16 protein-coding genes are annotated in these 17,311 nt (G+C 67.4%); 15 read left to right on the top strand and 1 reads right to left on the bottom strand.

The annotated features are described in order from the left end of the window. Positions 1-80: 80 nt before the first annotated feature. The 5 genes from IT40_RS16995 to IT40_RS17015 all read left to right on the top strand — a co-directional run bounded on the left by IT40_RS16995 (position 81) and on the right by IT40_RS17015 (position 6,695). Positions 81-2,135: a TonB-dependent receptor domain-containing protein gene (locus tag IT40_RS16995; RefSeq protein WP_036757726.1), complete on the top strand. Its 2,055-nt coding sequence runs from the start codon at positions 81-83 to the stop codon at positions 2,133-2,135. Positions 2,136-2,546: 411 nt separating this feature from the next. Then, the gene (gene ugpB / locus IT40_RS17000) at positions 2,547-3,842 is read left to right on the top strand and encodes a sn-glycerol-3-phosphate ABC transporter substrate-binding protein UgpB (RefSeq protein ID WP_036757728.1); all 1,296 of its coding nucleotides are present in this window, start codon (positions 2,547-2,549) and stop codon (positions 3,840-3,842) included. Positions 3,843-3,892: 50 nt separating this feature from the next. Beyond that, positions 3,893-4,774, top strand: a complete 882-nt coding sequence (ugpA, locus tag IT40_RS17005) for a sn-glycerol-3-phosphate ABC transporter permease UgpA (RefSeq protein WP_036757729.1) — start codon at positions 3,893-3,895, stop codon at positions 4,772-4,774. Next, on the top strand, positions 4,767-5,630 hold the full coding sequence (gene ugpE, locus IT40_RS17010) for a sn-glycerol-3-phosphate ABC transporter permease UgpE (protein ID WP_036757731.1): 864 nt from the start codon (positions 4,767-4,769) through the stop codon (positions 5,628-5,630). The genes ugpA and ugpE overlap by 8 nt, the downstream gene beginning before the upstream one ends. Further along, the gene (locus IT40_RS17015; RefSeq protein ID WP_036757733.1) at positions 5,631-6,695 is read left to right on the top strand and encodes a sn-glycerol-3-phosphate import ATP-binding protein UgpC; all 1,065 of its coding nucleotides are present in this window, start codon (positions 5,631-5,633) and stop codon (positions 6,693-6,695) included. Between the two features lie 17 nt (positions 6,696-6,712). Here IT40_RS17015 and ligD read toward each other — a convergent pair whose 3' ends face one another. Next, a complete protein-coding gene (gene ligD / locus IT40_RS17020; protein ID WP_052096087.1) occupies positions 6,713-7,621 on the bottom strand; it encodes a non-homologous end-joining DNA ligase in 909 nt (302 codons plus the stop codon). A gap of 126 nt (positions 7,622-7,747) precedes the next feature. Here ligD and IT40_RS17025 point away from each other — a divergent pair, with 126 nt between their 5' ends. The 10 genes from IT40_RS17025 to IT40_RS17070 all read left to right on the top strand — a co-directional run bounded on the left by IT40_RS17025 (position 7,748) and on the right by IT40_RS17070 (position 17,310). Continuing rightward, positions 7,748-9,178 (top strand): alkaline phosphatase D family protein, encoded by a 1,431-nt coding sequence (locus IT40_RS17025; protein WP_116171216.1) that lies wholly within the window; start codon positions 7,748-7,750, stop codon positions 9,176-9,178. A gap of 94 nt (positions 9,179-9,272) precedes the next feature. Continuing rightward, entirely contained in the window at positions 9,273-9,974 is a 702-nt protein-coding gene (queC, locus tag IT40_RS17030) for a 7-cyano-7-deazaguanine synthase QueC (RefSeq protein ID WP_036757735.1), read from the top strand. After that, positions 9,974-10,327, top strand: a complete 354-nt coding sequence (locus IT40_RS17035; RefSeq protein ID WP_036757737.1) for a 6-pyruvoyl trahydropterin synthase family protein — start codon at positions 9,974-9,976, stop codon at positions 10,325-10,327. The genes queC and IT40_RS17035 overlap by 1 nt, the downstream gene beginning before the upstream one ends. Continuing rightward, positions 10,324-11,031, top strand: coding sequence for a 7-carboxy-7-deazaguanine synthase QueE (gene queE / locus IT40_RS17040; protein ID WP_036757739.1), 708 nt, complete (start codon positions 10,324-10,326; stop codon positions 11,029-11,031). Before IT40_RS17035 ends, queE begins: the two co-directional genes overlap by 4 nt. A 17-nt stretch (positions 11,032-11,048) precedes the next feature. Continuing rightward, positions 11,049-11,513 carry a preQ(1) synthase gene (gene queF / locus IT40_RS17045; protein ID WP_036757741.1) on the top strand — a complete coding sequence of 155 codons (465 nt, stop codon included), beginning with the start codon at positions 11,049-11,051 and terminating at the stop codon, positions 11,511-11,513. A gap of 146 nt (positions 11,514-11,659) precedes the next feature. Continuing rightward, positions 11,660-12,967: an ABC transporter substrate-binding protein gene (locus IT40_RS17050; protein WP_036757743.1), complete on the top strand. Its 1,308-nt coding sequence runs from the start codon at positions 11,660-11,662 to the stop codon at positions 12,965-12,967. A 99-nt stretch (positions 12,968-13,066) separates the two neighbouring features. After that, a complete protein-coding gene (locus tag IT40_RS17055) occupies positions 13,067-13,936 on the top strand; it encodes a carbohydrate ABC transporter permease (protein ID WP_036757744.1) in 870 nt (289 codons plus the stop codon). A gap of 5 nt (positions 13,937-13,941) precedes the next feature. Further along, entirely contained in the window at positions 13,942-14,772 is an 831-nt protein-coding gene (locus IT40_RS17060; protein WP_036757746.1) for a carbohydrate ABC transporter permease, read from the top strand. Positions 14,773-14,782: 10 nt separating this feature from the next. Next, positions 14,783-15,781, top strand: coding sequence for an ABC transporter ATP-binding protein (locus IT40_RS17065; protein ID WP_036757748.1), 999 nt, complete (start codon positions 14,783-14,785; stop codon positions 15,779-15,781). Between the two features lie 65 nt (positions 15,782-15,846). After that, entirely contained in the window at positions 15,847-17,310 is a 1,464-nt protein-coding gene (locus IT40_RS17070) for a mannitol dehydrogenase family protein (RefSeq protein ID WP_036757750.1), read from the top strand. Position 17,311 lies beyond the last annotated feature (1 nt).

Genomic DNA, 17,311 nt, shown 5'->3' on the forward strand with positions numbered 1-17,311 from the left:
TTACTAAGAATATTTTAACCGGCGCAAGATGCCAGCCCCGTGGCCAGCCGTAAACTTCACGACATGACGACGGGGATCACATGCCACGCCATCCGATTCGCGGCGCGCTTCTGGCCGGAAGTGCCTGCACCCTTCTCTTTTCCGCTCCGCTGCTGGCGCAGGAACGCGCCGAGGCCCAGTCCGCGCAGACCGCCTATGTGCTGGACCAGATCGTGCTGCGCGCCGGCAAGCCCAAGGTGGCTTCCGAGGTGCCGCAATCGGTTTCCGTGGTCGACGGCCAGCAGCTTCAGGACATCGACCCTGGCCATATCGGCGAGGTGCTGGCGACCGTGCCCGGCGTCGCCGGCGTCGGCTCGGGCAGCTTCTTCGGGCAGGGGTTCAACATCCGCGGCTTCGGCGCCAGCGAGCAGGCGGCGTCCGAGGCGGGCATCGTGCAGCTGCTCGACGGCGAAAAGAAGTTCTACGAATCCTATCGCCAGGGCGCGCTGTTCGTGGAACCGGACTTCCTGCGCCAGGTCGAGGTGCTGCGCGGTCCCGGCTCGTCCACGCTTTACGGCGCCGGCGCGCTTGGCGGCGTGATCGCCATGGAGACCATCGAGCCGGGCGACCTGATCGCCGAGGGCCAGACCTTCGGCGGCCGGGCCAAGCTGGGCTATGCCAGCAATCCCGACACGGTGCTGGGCAGCATCGCGCTTGGCTGGCGGCCGAGCCATGACTTCGAGGCGCTGGCGGCGCTGGCCTGGCGCAAGCTGGGCGATACCAAGGATGCGGACGGCAACACCACGATCCGCTCGAACTCCAAGACGCCGAACCTGCTGCTGAAGGCAAGAAAGAGCTTCGGCGACCACTATGTCGCCCTCTCCTATCAGCACCTGGAGGCCAAGGGCGAGGACCAGGATTTCGACCAGCTGAACGGGGCGCAGAAGGATCTGTTCTATCCCGGCTTTTCCTGGGGCGTGGGCGACATCACCACGCGCGACCAGACGGCCAGGCTGACCTGGGGCTGGAACCCGCAGGACAACCGCTATGTCGATCTGACGGCGACGCTGTCCTATACCAACACCATGAAGGAGGTGCAGCAGGGCGACGACCCCGCCGAGCCGATCATGGCGTCCTTGCTGGGCCGGCGCGACTACCGGCTGTGGAAGTTCCGGCTGCAGAACGCCGCCGACCTGTCCGGCGCCGGCTATGACCACCACCTGACCGCGGGGATGGAACTGTCCCGGCAGGACCGTTCCTCGCGCGTGCCCTCGTCCTCGCATCCCGAGGGGATCACCCGGTTCTGGTCCGCCTTTGCGCTGTCCGAGGTGACGTGGGGCGACCTGACCGTGAACACCGGCCTGCGCTATGACCGCCAGCGCATCGAGCCCAAGGCATCGGTGACGGCCACCGACGACCGCTACAGCTCGGATTCCTTCGAGCCGCAGCTGGCCGCGATCTGGCGGCTGGACGACAACTGGTCGGTCTTCGGCTCGGCCGCCTTCGTGAACCGGATGCCCACGGCGGACGAGCTGTTCGATACCTATATGGGCGGCGCGCCCTCGCCCGACCTGAAGGACGAAAAGGGCAAGAACCTGGAGGCCGGCGTCTCCTATCGCGGCTCGGGCATCTTTGCCGAGGGCGACGAGGCGGTGATGAAGCTGACGCTGTTCCGCAACCATATCGACGACATGATCGTGCGCACCGGGGCGGCGGCGCCCACGCCCGCCTATGTCAATATCGACCGCGCCTATCTGCGCGGCGGCGAGCTGGAGGCGACCTACAGCATCGACGCCTTCGAACTGGGCGCCGCGGTCTCGGTCGTCGATGGCAAGGACCAGGACGGCACGGTGCTGGACACGCTGCCCAACGACCGCGTGACCTTGCAGGCGATCTGGCAGGCCAGCGACGCCTGGCGGCTGGGCCTGCGCAGCACCCTGGCCAAGGGCCGCGACAAGGCGGATGGCGAACATCGCGCCGGCTACGGCGTGCATGACGTTTTTGCCACCTGGGCGCCGCAAGCCGGGGCGGCGGCGGGGATCGAGGTCCATCTCGGCGTCGACAACCTTACCGACCGCGACTATACGCCCGCCTCCTGGCTCAGCGGCCCGGCGCCGGGGCGGAACTTCAAGCTGTCGGTCTCGCGCAGCTTCTGACGGGGCTTTCGGGCAGTCACCGGAACGGCCGGCCCTGGTGGCCGGCCGATTTCATGCCCCGCACCGGCTGCGGCCGTCCATGCGACCCTGCCAACCCCCGGCGGTTTACGCTACGGAACCGGTGCCTGCCCCTTGCTGCCGACAGGGGGCGGGCAGTCGGAAATTGCCTCAAAAGATTGATTTTACCCATTGCTGTCATTGGATTTTCACAAATCCATGCCACAGAGCCGGAGTTTCCGGCGCGGTGCTTGCCTGCCGCCTGCCATACCAAACCGACCAGTTGCGAATTGACACCCCGGCCCCCGGCAGGTGACAAATCCGCACAGGGAGGCGGATGGCGCATGGCGGGCCCTGGCCCAGCTGCTGCCGTCCGGGAACGATGACGCCGCAAGGCACGACTCGGAGGATACCATGCAGAAAACCCCATTCTGGCTTGCAGGGCTGATGGCGCTGCCCGTCGCGGCCGAGGCCAAGACCGAAATCTCGTGGTGGCACGCCATGACCGGCGCCAATGCCGAGGTGGTGACCAAGATCGCCGGCGATTTCAACGCAAGCCAGGCCGATTACGAACTCAAGCCCGTCTTCAAGGGCACCTATCCCGAAACCCTGAACGCCGGCATCGCCGCCTTCCGCGCGGGCCAGGCCCCCGACATCATCCAGGTCTTCGACGTCGGCACCGGCGTCATGATGGGCGCGCAGGGCGCCATCAAGCCGGTGGCCGAGGTGCTGCAGGAAGGCGGCTACGAATTCGACAAGAGCCAGTATCTGCCCGGCATCGTCGGCTATTACTCGACGCCCGAGGGGGACATGCTGTCCTTCCCCTACAACTCCTCCTCGCCGATCCTGTATTACAACAAGGACATCTTCGAAAAGGCGGGGCTGGACGTCGAGAACCCGCCCAAGACCTGGGCCGAGGTCTGGGCCGCCGCGCGCAAGATCAAGGAATCGGGGGCGGCGACCTGCGGCTATACCTCGACCTGGCTGACCTGGATCCATACCGAGAACTTCGCCGCCTGGAACAACGTCAGCTGGGGCACGAACGAGAACGGCCTGGCCGGCACGCCCGAGCTGAAGATCGACGGGCCCCTGTTCGTCAAGCATTTCCAGGAACTTGCGGACCTGGCGAAGGAGGGCGTCTTCGTCTATGGCGGCCGCACCAGCGAGGCCAAGCAGAACTTCACCTCGGGCGAATGCGGCATCCTGACCGAAAGCTCGGGCGGGCTTGGCGACATCGTCAAGTCGGGCATGAACTACGGCATCGGCCAGCTGCCCTATGACGAGACCGCCGAGGGCGCGCCGCAGAACACCACGCCGGGCGGCGCCTCGCTCTGGGTGATGGGCGGCAAGTCGGACGAGACCTACAAGGGCGTCGCCGCCTTCTTCAACTATCTGTCCCAGACCGAGGTGCAGCAATACCTGCACGAGCAATCGGGCTATCTGCCGGTGACGATGGCGGCCTACGAGGCGACCAAGGGCTCGGATTTCTACCAGCAGAACCCCGGCCGCGAGACGCCGATCCTGCAGATGATGGGCAAGCAGCCGACTGAGAACTCCAAGGGCGTGCGCGCGCCGAACCTGCCGCAGCTGCGCGACATCCAGAACGAGGAGTATGAAAAGATGCTGGCCGGCCAGCAGGATGCGGCCACGGCGCTGAAGAACGCCGCCGAGCGCGGCAATGCCGCCATCCGCGAGGCCGCCGGCGGCTGAGGCCAAGGGGCGGGCGTTCCGGCGCCCGCCCGATGCGACAAGGGGGACGGATGAGACGCACGGTCTTTCCGCACAAGCTGCTGCCCTGGCTGCTGCTGGCGCCGCAGCTGGCGATCACGCTGATCTTCTTCTATTGGCCGGCGGCGCAGGCCTTTCGCCAGTCGGTGCTGCGCGAGGATGCCTTTGGCCTGAAGACGACCTTCGTCGGGCTGGCGAATTTCCGCAAGGTGCTGGGCGATCCGAACTACCTGAACTCGGTCCGGGTGACGGTGGTGTTTTCGGTGCTGGTCGCCTTTTGCGCCATGGCGATCGCGCTGTTCCTGGCGGTGCAGGCGGAAAAGATCGTCCGCGGCAAGGGGTTCTATCGCACGCTGATGATCTGGCCCTATGCGGTGGCGCCCGCCATCGCCGGCATGCTGTGGCTGTTCATGTTCAACCCCAGCTTCGGCACGCTGGCCTGGCCGCTGCGGCAGATGGGCATCTACTGGAACCCGCTGCTGGACGGCGAGCAGGCGATGGCGCTGGTGGTCGCGGCCGCGACGTGGAAGCAGATCAGCTACAACTTCCTGTTCTTCGTCGCCGGCCTGCAGGCGATCCCCCGCTCGCTGCTGGAGGCGGCGGCCATCGACGGCGCCTCGCGCCGCCATGCCTTCTGGACCATCACCTTCCCGCTGCTGGCGCCGACGACCTTCTTCCTGCTGGTGGTGAACACGGTCTATGCGCTGTTCGACACCTTCGGCATCATCCATGCCGTGACCGGCGGCGGCCCCGGCAAGGCGACCGAGACGCTGGTCTACAAGGTCTATAACGACGGTTTCGTGAACCTGATCATGGGCGACAGCGCCGCGCAATCGGTGATCCTGATGATCATCGTGATCGCGCTGACCGCCTTCCAGTTCCGCTTCATCGAAAGGAGGGTGCATTATGGCTGAGCCCTCCCCCCTGGCCGCGCGCGGCGCCGGGCGGCTGCTGGCGCATCTGTGGATGGTGCTGGGCGTGATCGTGGTGGCCTTCCCGGTCTATTACGTCTTCGTCGCCTCGACCCATTCGGTGCAGACCATCCTGCGCCCGCCGCTGCCCCTGCTGCCCGGACCCGAGGCGGCGCGGAACTATTCCGACGCCTTCTCGGGCGGGATCAGCCGCATCGGCGGGGTCAGCCTGTGGCGGCTTCTGGCCAATACCACCATCGTCGCCATGGGCATCGCGCTGGGAAAGATCGCGATCTCGATGGCCTCGGCCTATGCCATCGTCTTTTTCCGCTTTCCGCTGCGCATGGCCTGCTTCTGGCTGATCTTCATCACCCTGATGCTGCCGGTCGAGGTGCGCATCCAGCCGACCTACAAGGTCATGGTCGACCTGGGCCTGATCGACACCTATCCGGGGCTGATCCTGCCGCTGATCGCCTCGGCCACCGCGACGCTTCTGTTCCGGCAGTTCTTCATGACCATCCCGGACGAGCTGCTGGAGGCGGCGCGGGTCGACGGCGCCGGGCCCTGGCGGTTCTTCAAGGACATCCTGTGGCCGCTGTCGCTGACCAATGTGGCGGCGATCTTCGTGATCCAGTTCATCTATGGCTGGACGCAATACCTGTGGCCGCTGCTGGTCACCAATTCCAACGAAATGAACACCATCGTCATCGCGCTGAAGAAGATGATCTCCTTTGCCGATGCCGATACGCCCTGGAACCTCGTGATGGTCACAAGCGTGCTGGCCATCCTGCCGCCGATCCTGGTGGTGGTGCTGATGCAGCGCTGGTTCGTCAAGGGCCTGGTCGAGACGGAGAAATAGATGGCCCGCATCCTGCTCAACGACGTCCGCAAGAGCTATGCGGGAAACCAGGTCATCCACGGCATCACCATGGAGATCGCCGACGGCGAATTCGTGGTGATCGTCGGGCCGTCCGGCTGCGGCAAGTCCACGCTCCTGCGCATGGTGGCGGGGCTCGAGGCGATCAGCGCCGGCACGGTCGAGATCGGCGGCAAGGTGGTCAACGAGCTTGAGCCGCGCCAGCGAGACATCGCCATGGTGTTCCAGAACTACGCGCTTTATCCGCATATGTCGGTGCGCGAGAACATGGCCTACGGGCTCAAGATCGCGAAGCTCCCGAAAGCCGAGATCGAGGCCCGCGTCGCCAAGGCCGCGACCATGCTGGAGCTGGAGCCCTATCTGGACCGCAAGCCGCGCGCGCTGTCGGGCGGCCAGCGCCAGCGCGTCGCCATGGGCCGGGCGCTGGTGCGCGAGCCCGCGGCGCTGCTTCTGGACGAGCCGCTGTCGAATCTCGACGCCAAGCTGCGGGTGCAGATGCGCCTGCAGATCAAGGAGATGCACCTGCGCACCGGCCAGACCACGCTTTACGTCACCCATGACCAGGTCGAGGCGATGACGCTGGCCGACCGGCTGATCGTGATGAACAAGGGCGTGGCCGAACAGATCGCGACGCCGCTCGAGGTCTACCAGCGCCCGGCCAGCGAATTCGTGGCCGGCTTCATCGGCTCGCCGGCGATGAACATCTTCACCGTTTCGGCGGCCGAGGGGCGGGCCACGCTGCCCGGCGGGGCGGTGCTGCCGCTGCCGGGCCTGCCGCGCGGCGGCGATCTGCGGCTTGGCCTGCGTCCCGAGCATCTGCGGCCCGCCGCGCCGGGCGAGGCGGCGATCCCGGTCGTGCTGCGCTCGGTCGAACGACTGGGCGCCGATGCCTTCGGCTATGGCATGATCGAGGGCTCGGACGTGCCCCTGGTGCTGCGCCTGCCCGGCACCAGCGGGCTGGCGCGCGGCGACCGGGTCGAGGTGGCGCCCGATCCGGGGCACCTGCATTTCTTCGATGCGCAAGACGGCCGGCGCATCGAGGGCTGAACGGGGCTGAACCGGGCTCAGCCGGCCCCGGCCAGCGCCTTGTCCAGCGCGGCGAAGATCGGCCGGGTCAGGCCTTGCGGCTTGCGCGTCACGCCGGCCCAGCCGCGTTCCTGCGCCGCCTGGGTGTCGAAGGCGCGGGCGGTGGTGATCCCGGCCAGCTCGTCCCAGCCGACCGGCGCCGCCACCGGGGCGCCCGGCCGCGCCCGCACCGAAAACGGCGCCACCGCCGTCGAGCCGCGCTCGTTGCGCAGCCAGTCGATGAAGATGCGGCCCTTGCGGCCGGCCTTGGCCAGTTCCACCGTATAGCGGTCCGGTTCGTCCTGCGCGCAAAGCGCGGCGAAGCCGCGGGCGAAGCGCTTCAGATCGCCCCAGCCGATGCTGCGGCGCAGGGGCACCACCAGATGCACCCCCTTGCCGCCGGTCAGCATCGCCCAAGGGTCAAGGCCCAGGTCCAGCAGCCGGCCGCGCAGCGACAGCGCGGCGCTGCGCACGGCGTCGAAGCCCAGCCCCTCGTCGGGGTCGAGGTCGAAGACCAGCCGGTCGGGCCGCTCCAGCCGGTCGCGGCGGGCGGGCCAGATGTGGAACTCGACCGTGCCCATCTGCACCGCGGCGACCAGCCCGGCCGCGTCGGCGACATAGGCATAGGCCGCATCCTCGCCGTCGCTTTCGGTGATCTGCATCTGCCGGATCGCCTTGGGAAAGCCCTTGCCGGGGTGCTTCTGGAAGAACCGCTCGCCCGCCATCCCGTCGGGCAGGCGCAGAAGCGACAGCGGGCGGTCCGCGGCCTCTTCCAGCATCAGCGGCGCGATCCGCTGGTAATAGCGCGCCAGCCCCGCCTTGGTCAGCCCGGCCTTGCCCGGCCCGGCATCGTCAAAGATCACCCGCTCGGGATGCGAGATGGTCACGCCTTCGATCCGCTCGGTCATCGCCGGCTCCTGCGCTGCCTTTCGGGACCAACGCCGGCACCGGGGCCGCGGTTCGCCGCCGGTCCGGTTTGCGCTTGGCCGCGCCGCACCTATATCCCTCGCTGCAATGCGAAAGGGACAGGTTGAATGATGGACGAGGCGCAGCAACCCGGCCGGGCGGGGCCGATCCTGCATTTCCGCGGCATGGCGGGGCAGGGCATCCGGCTGGCGGCCATCGTCATCCGGCCGAAGGACGAGCCCGCGCCGCCGCCGATCCGCCTGTCCGGCAGCGAAATCCCGGCGCGCCGCATCGCCGAGATCGCCGGCATCGCCGCCTGGCGCCACGATTTCACCCTGACCCCGGCGGATCGCGGCTATGAGTTCGAGGGCCGTTTTCACGCGGTCGCGACCGATCTGTCGGGCGACCTGCGCCTGGCCTTCGTTTCTTGCAACGGCGAGGAGAACGGCGACCTGGACCGCGACGGCGCCGAGCGCAACCTGATGTGGACGCGGCTGGCGCGCGACCATGCCCAGGCGCCCTTTGCGTTGCTGTTGCAGGGCGGCGACCAGATCTATGCCGACGAGGCGACGCAGGGCCATCCGCTGAGCCAGGACTGGCCCGACAAGGTGCCGCAGGTGGAGGATCCCGCCCAGCTTGCCGATCTGGCCGCGCATCTGCGCCGCCGCTTCGTCGCCCGCTATCTGCATGTGCTGCAGGCGCCGGGCTATGCCGCGATGGCGGCGCAGGTGCCGGCGTTGTCGGTCTGGGACGACCATGACATCTGCGACGGCTGGGGCTCGCTGCCCGAGAAGCGCAGCCGCTCGGCCGTGGGCCAGACCCTGTTCGCCGTCGCGCGCGAAACCTATCTGCTGTTCCAGCACGGCGCGGTCGAAAGCGACATTCCCGAGCTGTTCCTGGATGCCTCGGGCGCGAGCCTCAGCTGGAAGCGCGAGCTGCCCGGCCTGACCATCGCCGCGCCCGACCTGCGCTCGGAACGCCACCGCCATCGCATCATGGGGCCCGCCGGCTGGCAGGCGGTCGAGGCGCTGGCGCCGCAGGGCGAGCAGGTGTTCCTGGTCTCCAGCGTGCCGCTGCTGGGTCCCCGCCTGTCGCTGCTGGAGCGGGTGATGATGGCCATGCCGCGCATGCAGCATTACGAGGACGACCTGCGCGACCAGTGGCAAAGCCGCGCGCATCGCGCCGAATGGCGGCGGATGCTGGGCGAGGTGCTGAAATGGCGCACCCGTGCCCATGTCACCGCGCTGTCGGGCGAGATCCATCTGGCGACCCGCGCCGTCATGGGGCCGGAGGCGCAGCGGGTGCATCAGCTGGTCGCCTCGGGCATCTCGCATCGCGCGCCGCCGCAGGCCTATGCCCGCGCGCTGGGGCTGTTCGCGGGGCTGGGCGAGGCGCCCTTGCCCCGCCATCCGATCCGCATCCACCCGCTCCCCGGCCAGCGCCACCGCTATGTGGCGGAACGGAACTACCTGACCCTGGCCCGCCAGGACGGGCGCTGGCAGGCGGTCTGGCACCTGGAGGACAGCGGCGAGACCCCGGCGCTGGATCTGTCCGACTGACGCCGGCGGGCGGTTGCGCCGCCCGCCAAAGCCCGCTATGTCGGGCGCCCATACCGGTCGCAGCCTACCCGGTCATCAAAACAAGGGTCACATCATGAAGACGACAGTTGTCTGCTCGGGCGGACTCGATTCCGTGTCGCTGGCGCATATGGTCGCGGCGCAAGGGAGCCTGACGCGCCTGATCTCCTTCGACTACGGCCAGCGCCACCGCAAGGAGCTGGATTTTGCCGCCGCCGCCGCCCGGCGGCTGGGCGTGCCGCATCACGTCATCGACATGCGCGGGGTGGGGGCGGTGCTGACCGGCTCGGCCCTGACCGGCGGGGCCGAGGTGCCGGACGGGCATTATGCCGAGGAAACCATGCGCATCACCGTGGTCCTGAACCGCAACGCCATCATGCTGACCATCGCCTTCGGCATGGCGGCGGCGATGGGCGACGAGGCGGTGGCGACCGCCGTGCATGGCGGCGATCATTTCATCTATCCCGACTGCCGCCCCGCCTTCAGCGAGGCGTTCCAGCACATGCAGGACGCCGCGCTCGACGGCTATGCGCAGCTGCGGCTGCTGACCCCCTTCGTGCATCGGACCAAGGCCGACATCGTGGCCGAGGGCGCGCGCCACGGCACGCCCTTTGCCGAGACCTGGTCCTGCTACAAGGGCGGGGCCGTCCATTGCGGGCGCTGCGGCACCTGCGTCGAGCGGCGCGAGGCCTTCCACCTGGCCGGCATCCCCGACCCGACCGCCTATGAGGATGCGGATTTCTGGCGGCAGGCCATCGCGGAACGGGGGCGGGCCTGATGTTCCGCATTGCGAAGGAGTTCCATTTCTCGGCCTCGCACCAGCTTGCGCATCTGCCGCCGGACCACCAATGTGCCCGGCTGCACGGGCACAATTATGTCGTGGTGGTCGAACTGGCCGCCGCGGAACTGAACGCCGACGGCTTCGTGCGCGACTATCACGAGCTTGCGCTGCTGAAGCATTACATCGACACGCATTTCGACCATCGCCACCTGAACGACGTGCTGGACGGCCCCTCGACCGCCGAGAACATGGCGCGGCATTTCCATGACTGGTGCAAGGTGCGCTGGCCCGAGACGGTGGCGGTCCGGGTCTCGGAAACGCCCAAGACCTGGGCCGAGTATCGGCCATGACGCTGCGCATCGCGGAAATCTTTGGCCCGACCATCCAGGGCGAGGGCGCGCTGATCGGCGAACCCACGGTCTTCGTGCGTGCGGGGGGCTGCGATTACCGTTGCGTCTGGTGCGACAGCCCGCACGCGGTGGAGAGCCGCCACCGCCACGAATGGCGGCCGATGAGCGCCGAGGCGGTCTGGGCCGAGGTGCGGCGCCTGTCCGGCGGCCAGCCGCTGACCGTCTCGCTGTCCGGCGGCAATCCGGCGATCCAGGACTTCGCCCCGCTGATCGCGCTGGGGCGTGCGGCCGGCTATCGCTTTGCCTGCGAGACGCAGGGATCGGTCGCGCAGCCCTGGTTCGCGGATCTCGCCATGCTGGTGCTGTCGCCGAAACCGCCGTCGAGCGGGCAGGTGGTCGATTGGGACGCGTTCGACCGCTGTGTGCAGGCGGGCGTGGGCGCGGCGCAGCGGGTGCTGAAGATCGTGATCTTCGACCAGGCCGACCTGGACTGGGCGCACGAGGTCGCGGCCCGCCATCCCGACCTGCCGCTTTACCTGCAACCCGGCAACCCCGAGACCGACCCCGCCCTGCCGGTCGATCCGCAGGCCCTGGCCGACCGGCTGCTGTGGCTGGTCGAGAACACGGTCGGCCGCGGCTGGCTGAAACCGCGCATCCTGCCGCAGCTGCATGTCCTGATCTGGGGCAACCGGCGCGGCGTCTGACATCCCGGAGGGAAACCATGACCGAGACGATCTACAGCGGCCTCAAGCAATTGGGCGGCGCCACCCGGCTGCCCGAAAGCCCCGACCAGGCCGAACTGGAGCGGGTGCAGAACCCGCAGGCCGACGTGGCCTATAACGTGCGCTTCACCGTGCCCGAGTTCACCTCGCTCTGCCCGATGACGGGGCAACCCGATTTCGCGCATCTGGTCATCGACTATATGCCGGGCGACTGGCTGGTCGAATCGAAATCGCTGAAGCTTTACCTTGGAAGCTTCCGTAATCACGGCGCTTTCCACGAGGATTGCACCGTCTCGATCGGCCGGCGGCTGGCCGGGTTCCTCAAGCCGCGCTGGCTGCGCATCGGCGGCTACTGGTATCCGCGCGGCGGCATGCCCATCGACGTGTTCTGGCAGACCGGCCCCATGCCCGAGGCGGTCTGGATCCCCGACCAGGGCGTGCCGCCCTATCGCGGCCGCGGCTGAACCCCACCCATCCCTGCAAGAAACTATCGGTCGGCGCGGTCCCGGAGTATCGGGCCGCGCCGATTTCGCTTGACAGCTTGGCGGCGAGTATGTGAGCATTTGCCCATCGCATTAGCAAATGCTGATCCGCAGGGGAGGACAATCGAATGAGCATGATGCTGCGCGGCCTGATGGGGGCCTGCGCCATGACGGCGCTGGCGGTGCCTGCAGTGGCCGAGACGCTGACCATCGCCACCGTGAACAATGGCGACATGATCCGCATGCAGAAGATGACCAAGCCGTTCACCGACGCGAACCCGGACATCCAGCTGGAATGGGTGACGCTGGAAGAGAACGTGCTGCGCCAGCGCGTCACCACCGACATCGCCACCAAGGGCGGGCAATACGACATCGTGACCGTCGGCAATTACGAGGTGCCGATCTGGGCCAAGCAGGGCTGGCTGCTCGCGCTCGAGGACATGGGCGAGGATTACGACGCCGCCGACATCCTGCCCCCCATCGCCGAGGGGCTGTCGCTGGACGGCAAGCTTTACGCCGCGCCCTTCTATGGCGAATCCGCGATGATCATGTATCGCACCGACCTGATGGAAAAGGCCGGGCTGGAAATGCCCGAGCGCCCGACTTGGGACTTCGTCTTCGACGCGGCGCGCAAGATGACCGACAAATCGGCCGAGGTCTATGGCATCTGCCTGCGCGGCAAGGCCGGCTGGGGCGAGAACATGGCCTTCCTGACCTCGATGGGCGCCAGCTACGGCGCGCCCTGGTTCGACATGGAATGGAAGCCGCAATTCTCGGGCGAGGCCTGGAAGAAGGCGCTGACCGATTACGTCGCCGTCATGAACGAGGCCGGCCCGCCCGGCGCCTCGTCGAACGGCTTCAACGAGAACCTGGCGCTGTTCCAGACCGGCAAATGCGGCATGTGGATCGACGCCACCGTGGCCGCCAGCTTCGTGTCGAACCCCAAGGACTCGACCGTTGCCGACAAGGTGGGCTATGCGCTGGCCCCCGAGGGCGAGAAGCCGCAGATGTGGCTCTGGGCCTGGACGCTGGCGGTTCCGTCCTCGACCGACGCGCCGGATGCCGCGAAGAAATTCGTCGCCTGGGCAACCTCCAAGGCTTACACCGAGCAGGTCGCGGCGGAAGAGGGCTGGGCGAACGTCCCGCCCGGCACCCGGACCTCGCTTTACGAGAACCCCGCCTATCTTGAGGCCGCGCCCTTTGCCAAGCCGACGCTGGACAGCATCATGTCGGCCGACCTGAAGAACCCGACCACCGTCGAGGTGCCCTATATCGGCACGCAATGGGTGGGCATCCCCGAGTTCCAGGCGCTTGGCACCGCGGTCGGCCAGCAATTCTCGGCCGCCCTGGCCGGGCAGGCCAGCGTCGACCAGGCGTTGCAGATGGCCCAGCAGATCGCCGAGCGCGAGATGGCCAAGGCCGGCTATCCCAAGTGACGCCCGGCCCGGCCTGACGGCCGCGAAACGGCGCAGGGGGCGGCAAGCCCGGCCCCTGCCGCAATCCGAACCCTCATCGCTCGCGTGGGAGGCGCGCCGATGGCTACCCGACATCAGAAAACACTCGCGCGCCTGATGGTCGCGCCCTCGGTCCTGCTGCTGCTGGGCTGGATGATCGTGCCGCTGGCCATGACGCTGTGGTTCAGCTTCCAGAGCTACAACCTGCTCTCGCCCGGCATGGAACAGTTCATCGGCTGGACCAACTACAAGTATTTCCTGTCCGATCCCGCCTTCTGGACGGCGATGCAGAACACGCTGCTGCTGGTCGGGGGCGTGCTGGTCATCACCGTCGGCGGCGGCATCCTGCTGGCCTTGCTGCTGGACCAGCCCATGTTCGGGCAGGGCGTGGTGCGCATCCTGGTGATCGCGCCCTTCTTCATCATGCCGACCGTCTCGGCACTGGTGTGGAAGAACATGTTCATGAACCCGGTCAACGGGCTTTTCGCCTGGCTCGCCAAGGCGGTGGGGGCGCAGCCCATCGACTTTCTGGCGCAATATCCGCTGCTGTCGATCATCCTGATCGTCGCCTGGCAATGGCTGCCCTTTGCCACGCTGATCCTGCTGACCGCGCTGCAATCCTTGGATAGCGAGCAGATGGAGGCGGCCGAGATGGACGGCGCCGGCACCTGGGCCAAGTTCACCCACCTGATCCTGCCGCACCTGTCGCGCGCCATCACCGTGGTGATCCTGATCGAGACCATCTTCCTGCTTTCGGTCTTTGCCGAGATCCTGGTCACGACCAACGGCGGCCCCGGCTACCAGTCCACCAACCTGACCTATCTGGTCTATAGCCAGGCGCTGCTGCAATTCGACGTGGGCGGCGCATCCGCCGGGGGCATCATTGCCGTCATCCTTGCCAATATCGTCGCGATCTTCCTGATGCGGATGATCGGCAAGACGCTGGAGTAAGAACCATGGCCCGCAAAGTCACGAATAGCCGCCGCTGGACCTTCACCATCCTGGCCTGGGGCGTGGCGCTGCTGATCTTCTTCCCGATCCTGTGGACGATCCTGACCAGCTTCAAGTCCGAGGCCGATGCCATCGCCAGCCCGCCCAAGTTCCTGTTCTTCGACTGGACGACCGAGAACTATGCCGAGGTGCAGTCCCGCTCGCCCTATTTCCGACATTTCATGAACTCGGTCATCATCTCGGTCGGCTCGACGCTCTTGGGCCTGCTGATCGCCATTCCGGCCGCCTGGTCGATGGCCTTCCAGCCGGCCAAGCGGACCAAGGATCTGCTGATGTGGATGCTGTCGACCAAGATGATGCCGGCCGCGGGCGTGCTGATCCCGATGTATCTGCTGTTCCGGTCCTGGGGCCTTCTGGATACGCGGCTGGGCATCACCGTCGTGCTGATGCTCATCAACCTGCCGATCATCACCTGGATGCTCTATACCTATTTCCGCGAGATCCCGTCCGAGATCCTCGAGGCGGCGCGGATGGACGGCGCCAGCCTGATGAAGGAAATCCTGCATGTGCTGACGCCGATGGCGGTCCCCGGCATCGCCTCGACCCTGCTGCTGAACGTCATCCTGGCCTGGAACGAGGCGTTCTGGACCCTGAACCTGACCACCTCCAGGGCGGCGCCGCTGACGACCTTCATCGCCAGCTATTCCAGCCCCGAGGGGCTCTTTTACGCGAAACTTTCGGCGGCCTCGACCATGGCCATCGCCCCGATCCTGATCCTCGGCTGGTTCAGCCAGAAGCAACTCGTGCGCGGCCTGACCTTCGGCGCGGTGAAATAAGGAGGAAACCATGGGTAGCATTACGCTTCAACAGGTCCGCAAGAGCTTTGGCGATGTCGAGGTCATTCCGGGCGTCGATCTGGAAATCAACGACGGCGAGTTCGTCGTCTTCGTCGGCCCCTCGGGCTGCGGCAAGTCCACGCTGCTGCGGCTGATCGCCGGGCTCGAGGACGTGACCTCGGGCCAGATCATGATCGACGGGCGGGACGTGACCCATGCGCCGCCCTCGCAGCGCAAGCTGGCGATGGTGTTCCAGTCCTATGCGCTTTACCCGCATATGTCGGTCAGGAAGAACATCGCCTTTCCGCTGAAGATGGCCGGCATGGCCGCGGCCGAACAGGAGCGGCGCGTCCAGCACGCGGCCGGCATCCTGAACCTGACCGATTACCTGGACCGCCGTCCCGGCCAGCTGTCGGGCGGCCAGCGCCAGCGCGTCGCCATCGGCCGGGCCATCGTGCGCGAGCCCTCGGCCTTCCTCTTCGACGAGCCCTTGTCGAACCTCGACGCGGCGCTGCGGGTGAACATGCGGGTCGAGATTTCCGAGCTGCACAAGAAGCTGGCGACGACCATGGTTTATGTCACCCACGACCAGGTCGAGGCGATGACCATGGCCGACAAGATCGTCGTCCTGCGCGCCGGCCGGGTCGAGCAGGTGGGCAGCCCGCTGGAGCTTTACCGCAAGCCCGCAAACCGCTTCGTCGCGGGCTTCATCGGCAGCCCGAACATGAACTTCATCGAGGGCGAGGCCGCGGCGCGCCTGGGCGCCCATGCCATCGGCGTGCGCCCCGAGCATTTTGCCATGTCCACCACCGACGGCGCCTTTGCCGGCACGGTGGGCGTGGCCGAGCATCTGGGCTCGGACACCTTCCTGCATGTCGAGCTGGACGGCGGCACCCCCATCGTCGCGCGGGCGGCGGGCGAGTTCCCGGTGGACCACGGCGACCGCATCTGGCTGACCCCGCAGGAGGGCCGGGTCTATCGCTTCGATCAGCAGGGGCTGGCGCTTTGACGGCAGCCCCGTCGGGGTCGCCGCCGCGGCCCCATCCTCACAGATCAGAACCGGGATGAATTCGGATGGACAGGCTTTCCAACCAGACCCTTGACCGCCTCGGCCAGCCGGTGCCGGGCTATGACCGCGCCGCCCTGCGCCCCGGCATCCTGCATTTCGGCGTCGGCAATTTCTTCCGTGCCCACCAGGCCGCCTATCTGGACCGGCTGATGAACATGGGGCTGGCGCAGGACTTCGCCATCATCGGCGCCGGCGTCATGCCGGGCGATGCGCGGATGCGCGACACGCTGGCCGCGCAGGATTACCTCTATACGCTGGTCGAGCAATCGGCCTCCCGCTCGGACGCGCGGGTGCTGGGGCCGATCGTGGACTATATCGCGCCCGGCGACCATGGGCGGGTGATCGCCGCGCTGGCCGATCCGGCGATCCGCATCGTGGCGCTGACCATCACCGAGGGCGGCTATTTCATCGACGCCGCCACCGGGCATTTCGACAGGGCGCATCCCGCCATCGCCGCCGATGCGGCCAATCCCGACGCGCCGCAGACCGTCTTCGGCCTGATCGTCGCGGGGCTCAGGGCGCGCCGCGCGGCGGGGCACGCGCCCTTCACCGTCATGTGCTGCGACAACATCCCGCATAACGGCAACGTCACCTGCGAGGCGGTCGTGGAAACCGCGCGGCTGTCGGACCCGGAACTGGCGGGGTGGATCGCCGCGACCGTAGCCTTCCCGAACGCCATGGTGGACCGCATCACCCCGGCCACCAGCGACCGCGAACGCCGCATGGTGCGCGAGGATTTCGGCATCCAGGACGAGGCCCCGGTCTTTTGCGAGGATTTCATCCAATGGGTGCTGGAGGACAACTTCCCCGCCGGCCGGCCGCCGCTTGAGAAAGCCGGCGTCGAGTTCGTCGCCGACGTGACGCCATGGGAACTGATGAAGATCCGCATCCTGAACGGCGGCCATGCGGTGATCGCCTATCCGGCCGGGCTTCTGGACATCCATTTCGTGCATGAGGCGATGGAGGACGCGCAGGTCCGCGCCTTCCTGGAAAAGATCGAGGCGGACGAGATCATCCCCGCCGTGCCGCCGGTGCCCGGCACCGACCTGCAAGCCTATTTCGCCAAGGTGGCCGAGCGCTGCGCCAATCCCAAGATCGGCGACACGGTGCGCCGGTTGTGCCTGGACGGCTCGAACCGGCAGCCCAAGTTCATCGTGCCGACCATCGCGCATCGGCTTGAGCGCGGGTTGCCCGTGGATGGGCTGGCGCTGGAATCGGCGCTCTGGTGCCGCTATTGCGCCGGGACCAGCGACAGCGGTGCGGTGATCGAGCCGAACGATCCGAACTGGGACCGGCTGGTGCAGGTGGCGCGGGCGGCCCGGACCGACCCCTCGGCCTGGCTCGACATGGCCGAGATCTATGGCGAGACCGGCCGCGATCCGCGCCTGGCCGAACCCTTTGCCCGCTGGCTCGCCATGCTGTGGCAGAAGGGCACGCGCGCGACGCTCGACGCCTATCTCAAGGGCTGAG

This window comes from Paracoccus versutus (genome assembly GCF_000763885.1).
GTDB classification, from domain to species: domain Bacteria; phylum Pseudomonadota; class Alphaproteobacteria; order Rhodobacterales; family Rhodobacteraceae; genus Paracoccus; species Paracoccus versutus.

What these genes read in the sequence shown, in the direction of transcription:
- IT40_RS17015 (WP_036757733.1), top strand. Translation starts at nt 5,631, where the DNA reads ATGGCCCGCATCCTGCTCAACGACGTCCGCAAGAGCTATGCGGGAAAC.
- ugpB (WP_036757728.1), top strand. Translation starts at nt 2,547, where the DNA reads ATGCAGAAAACCCCATTCTGGCTTGCAGGGCTGATGGCGCTGCCCGTC.
- queC (WP_036757735.1), top strand. Translation starts at nt 9,273, where the DNA reads ATGAAGACGACAGTTGTCTGCTCGGGCGGACTCGATTCCGTGTCGCTG.
- ugpA (WP_036757729.1), top strand. Translation starts at nt 3,893, where the DNA reads ATGAGACGCACGGTCTTTCCGCACAAGCTGCTGCCCTGGCTGCTGCTG.
- IT40_RS17055 (WP_036757744.1), top strand. Translation starts at nt 13,067, where the DNA reads ATGGCTACCCGACATCAGAAAACACTCGCGCGCCTGATGGTCGCGCCC.
- IT40_RS17065 (WP_036757748.1), top strand. Translation starts at nt 14,783, where the DNA reads ATGGGTAGCATTACGCTTCAACAGGTCCGCAAGAGCTTTGGCGATGTC.
- IT40_RS17025 (WP_116171216.1), top strand. Translation starts at nt 7,748, where the DNA reads ATGATGGACGAGGCGCAGCAACCCGGCCGGGCGGGGCCGATCCTGCAT.
- IT40_RS17070 (WP_036757750.1), top strand. Translation starts at nt 15,847, where the DNA reads ATGGACAGGCTTTCCAACCAGACCCTTGACCGCCTCGGCCAGCCGGTG.
- queE (WP_036757739.1), top strand. Translation starts at nt 10,324, where the DNA reads ATGACGCTGCGCATCGCGGAAATCTTTGGCCCGACCATCCAGGGCGAG.
- ugpE (WP_036757731.1), top strand. Translation starts at nt 4,767, where the DNA reads ATGGCTGAGCCCTCCCCCCTGGCCGCGCGCGGCGCCGGGCGGCTGCTG.
- queF (WP_036757741.1), top strand. Translation starts at nt 11,049, where the DNA reads ATGACCGAGACGATCTACAGCGGCCTCAAGCAATTGGGCGGCGCCACC.
- ligD (WP_052096087.1), bottom strand. Translation starts at nt 7,621, where the DNA reads ATGACCGAGCGGATCGAAGGCGTGACCATCTCGCATCCCGAGCGGGTG.
- IT40_RS16995 (WP_036757726.1), top strand. Translation starts at nt 81, where the DNA reads ATGCCACGCCATCCGATTCGCGGCGCGCTTCTGGCCGGAAGTGCCTGC.
- IT40_RS17060 (WP_036757746.1), top strand. Translation starts at nt 13,942, where the DNA reads ATGGCCCGCAAAGTCACGAATAGCCGCCGCTGGACCTTCACCATCCTG.
- IT40_RS17035 (WP_036757737.1), top strand. Translation starts at nt 9,974, where the DNA reads ATGTTCCGCATTGCGAAGGAGTTCCATTTCTCGGCCTCGCACCAGCTT.
- IT40_RS17050 (WP_036757743.1), top strand. Translation starts at nt 11,660, where the DNA reads ATGAGCATGATGCTGCGCGGCCTGATGGGGGCCTGCGCCATGACGGCG.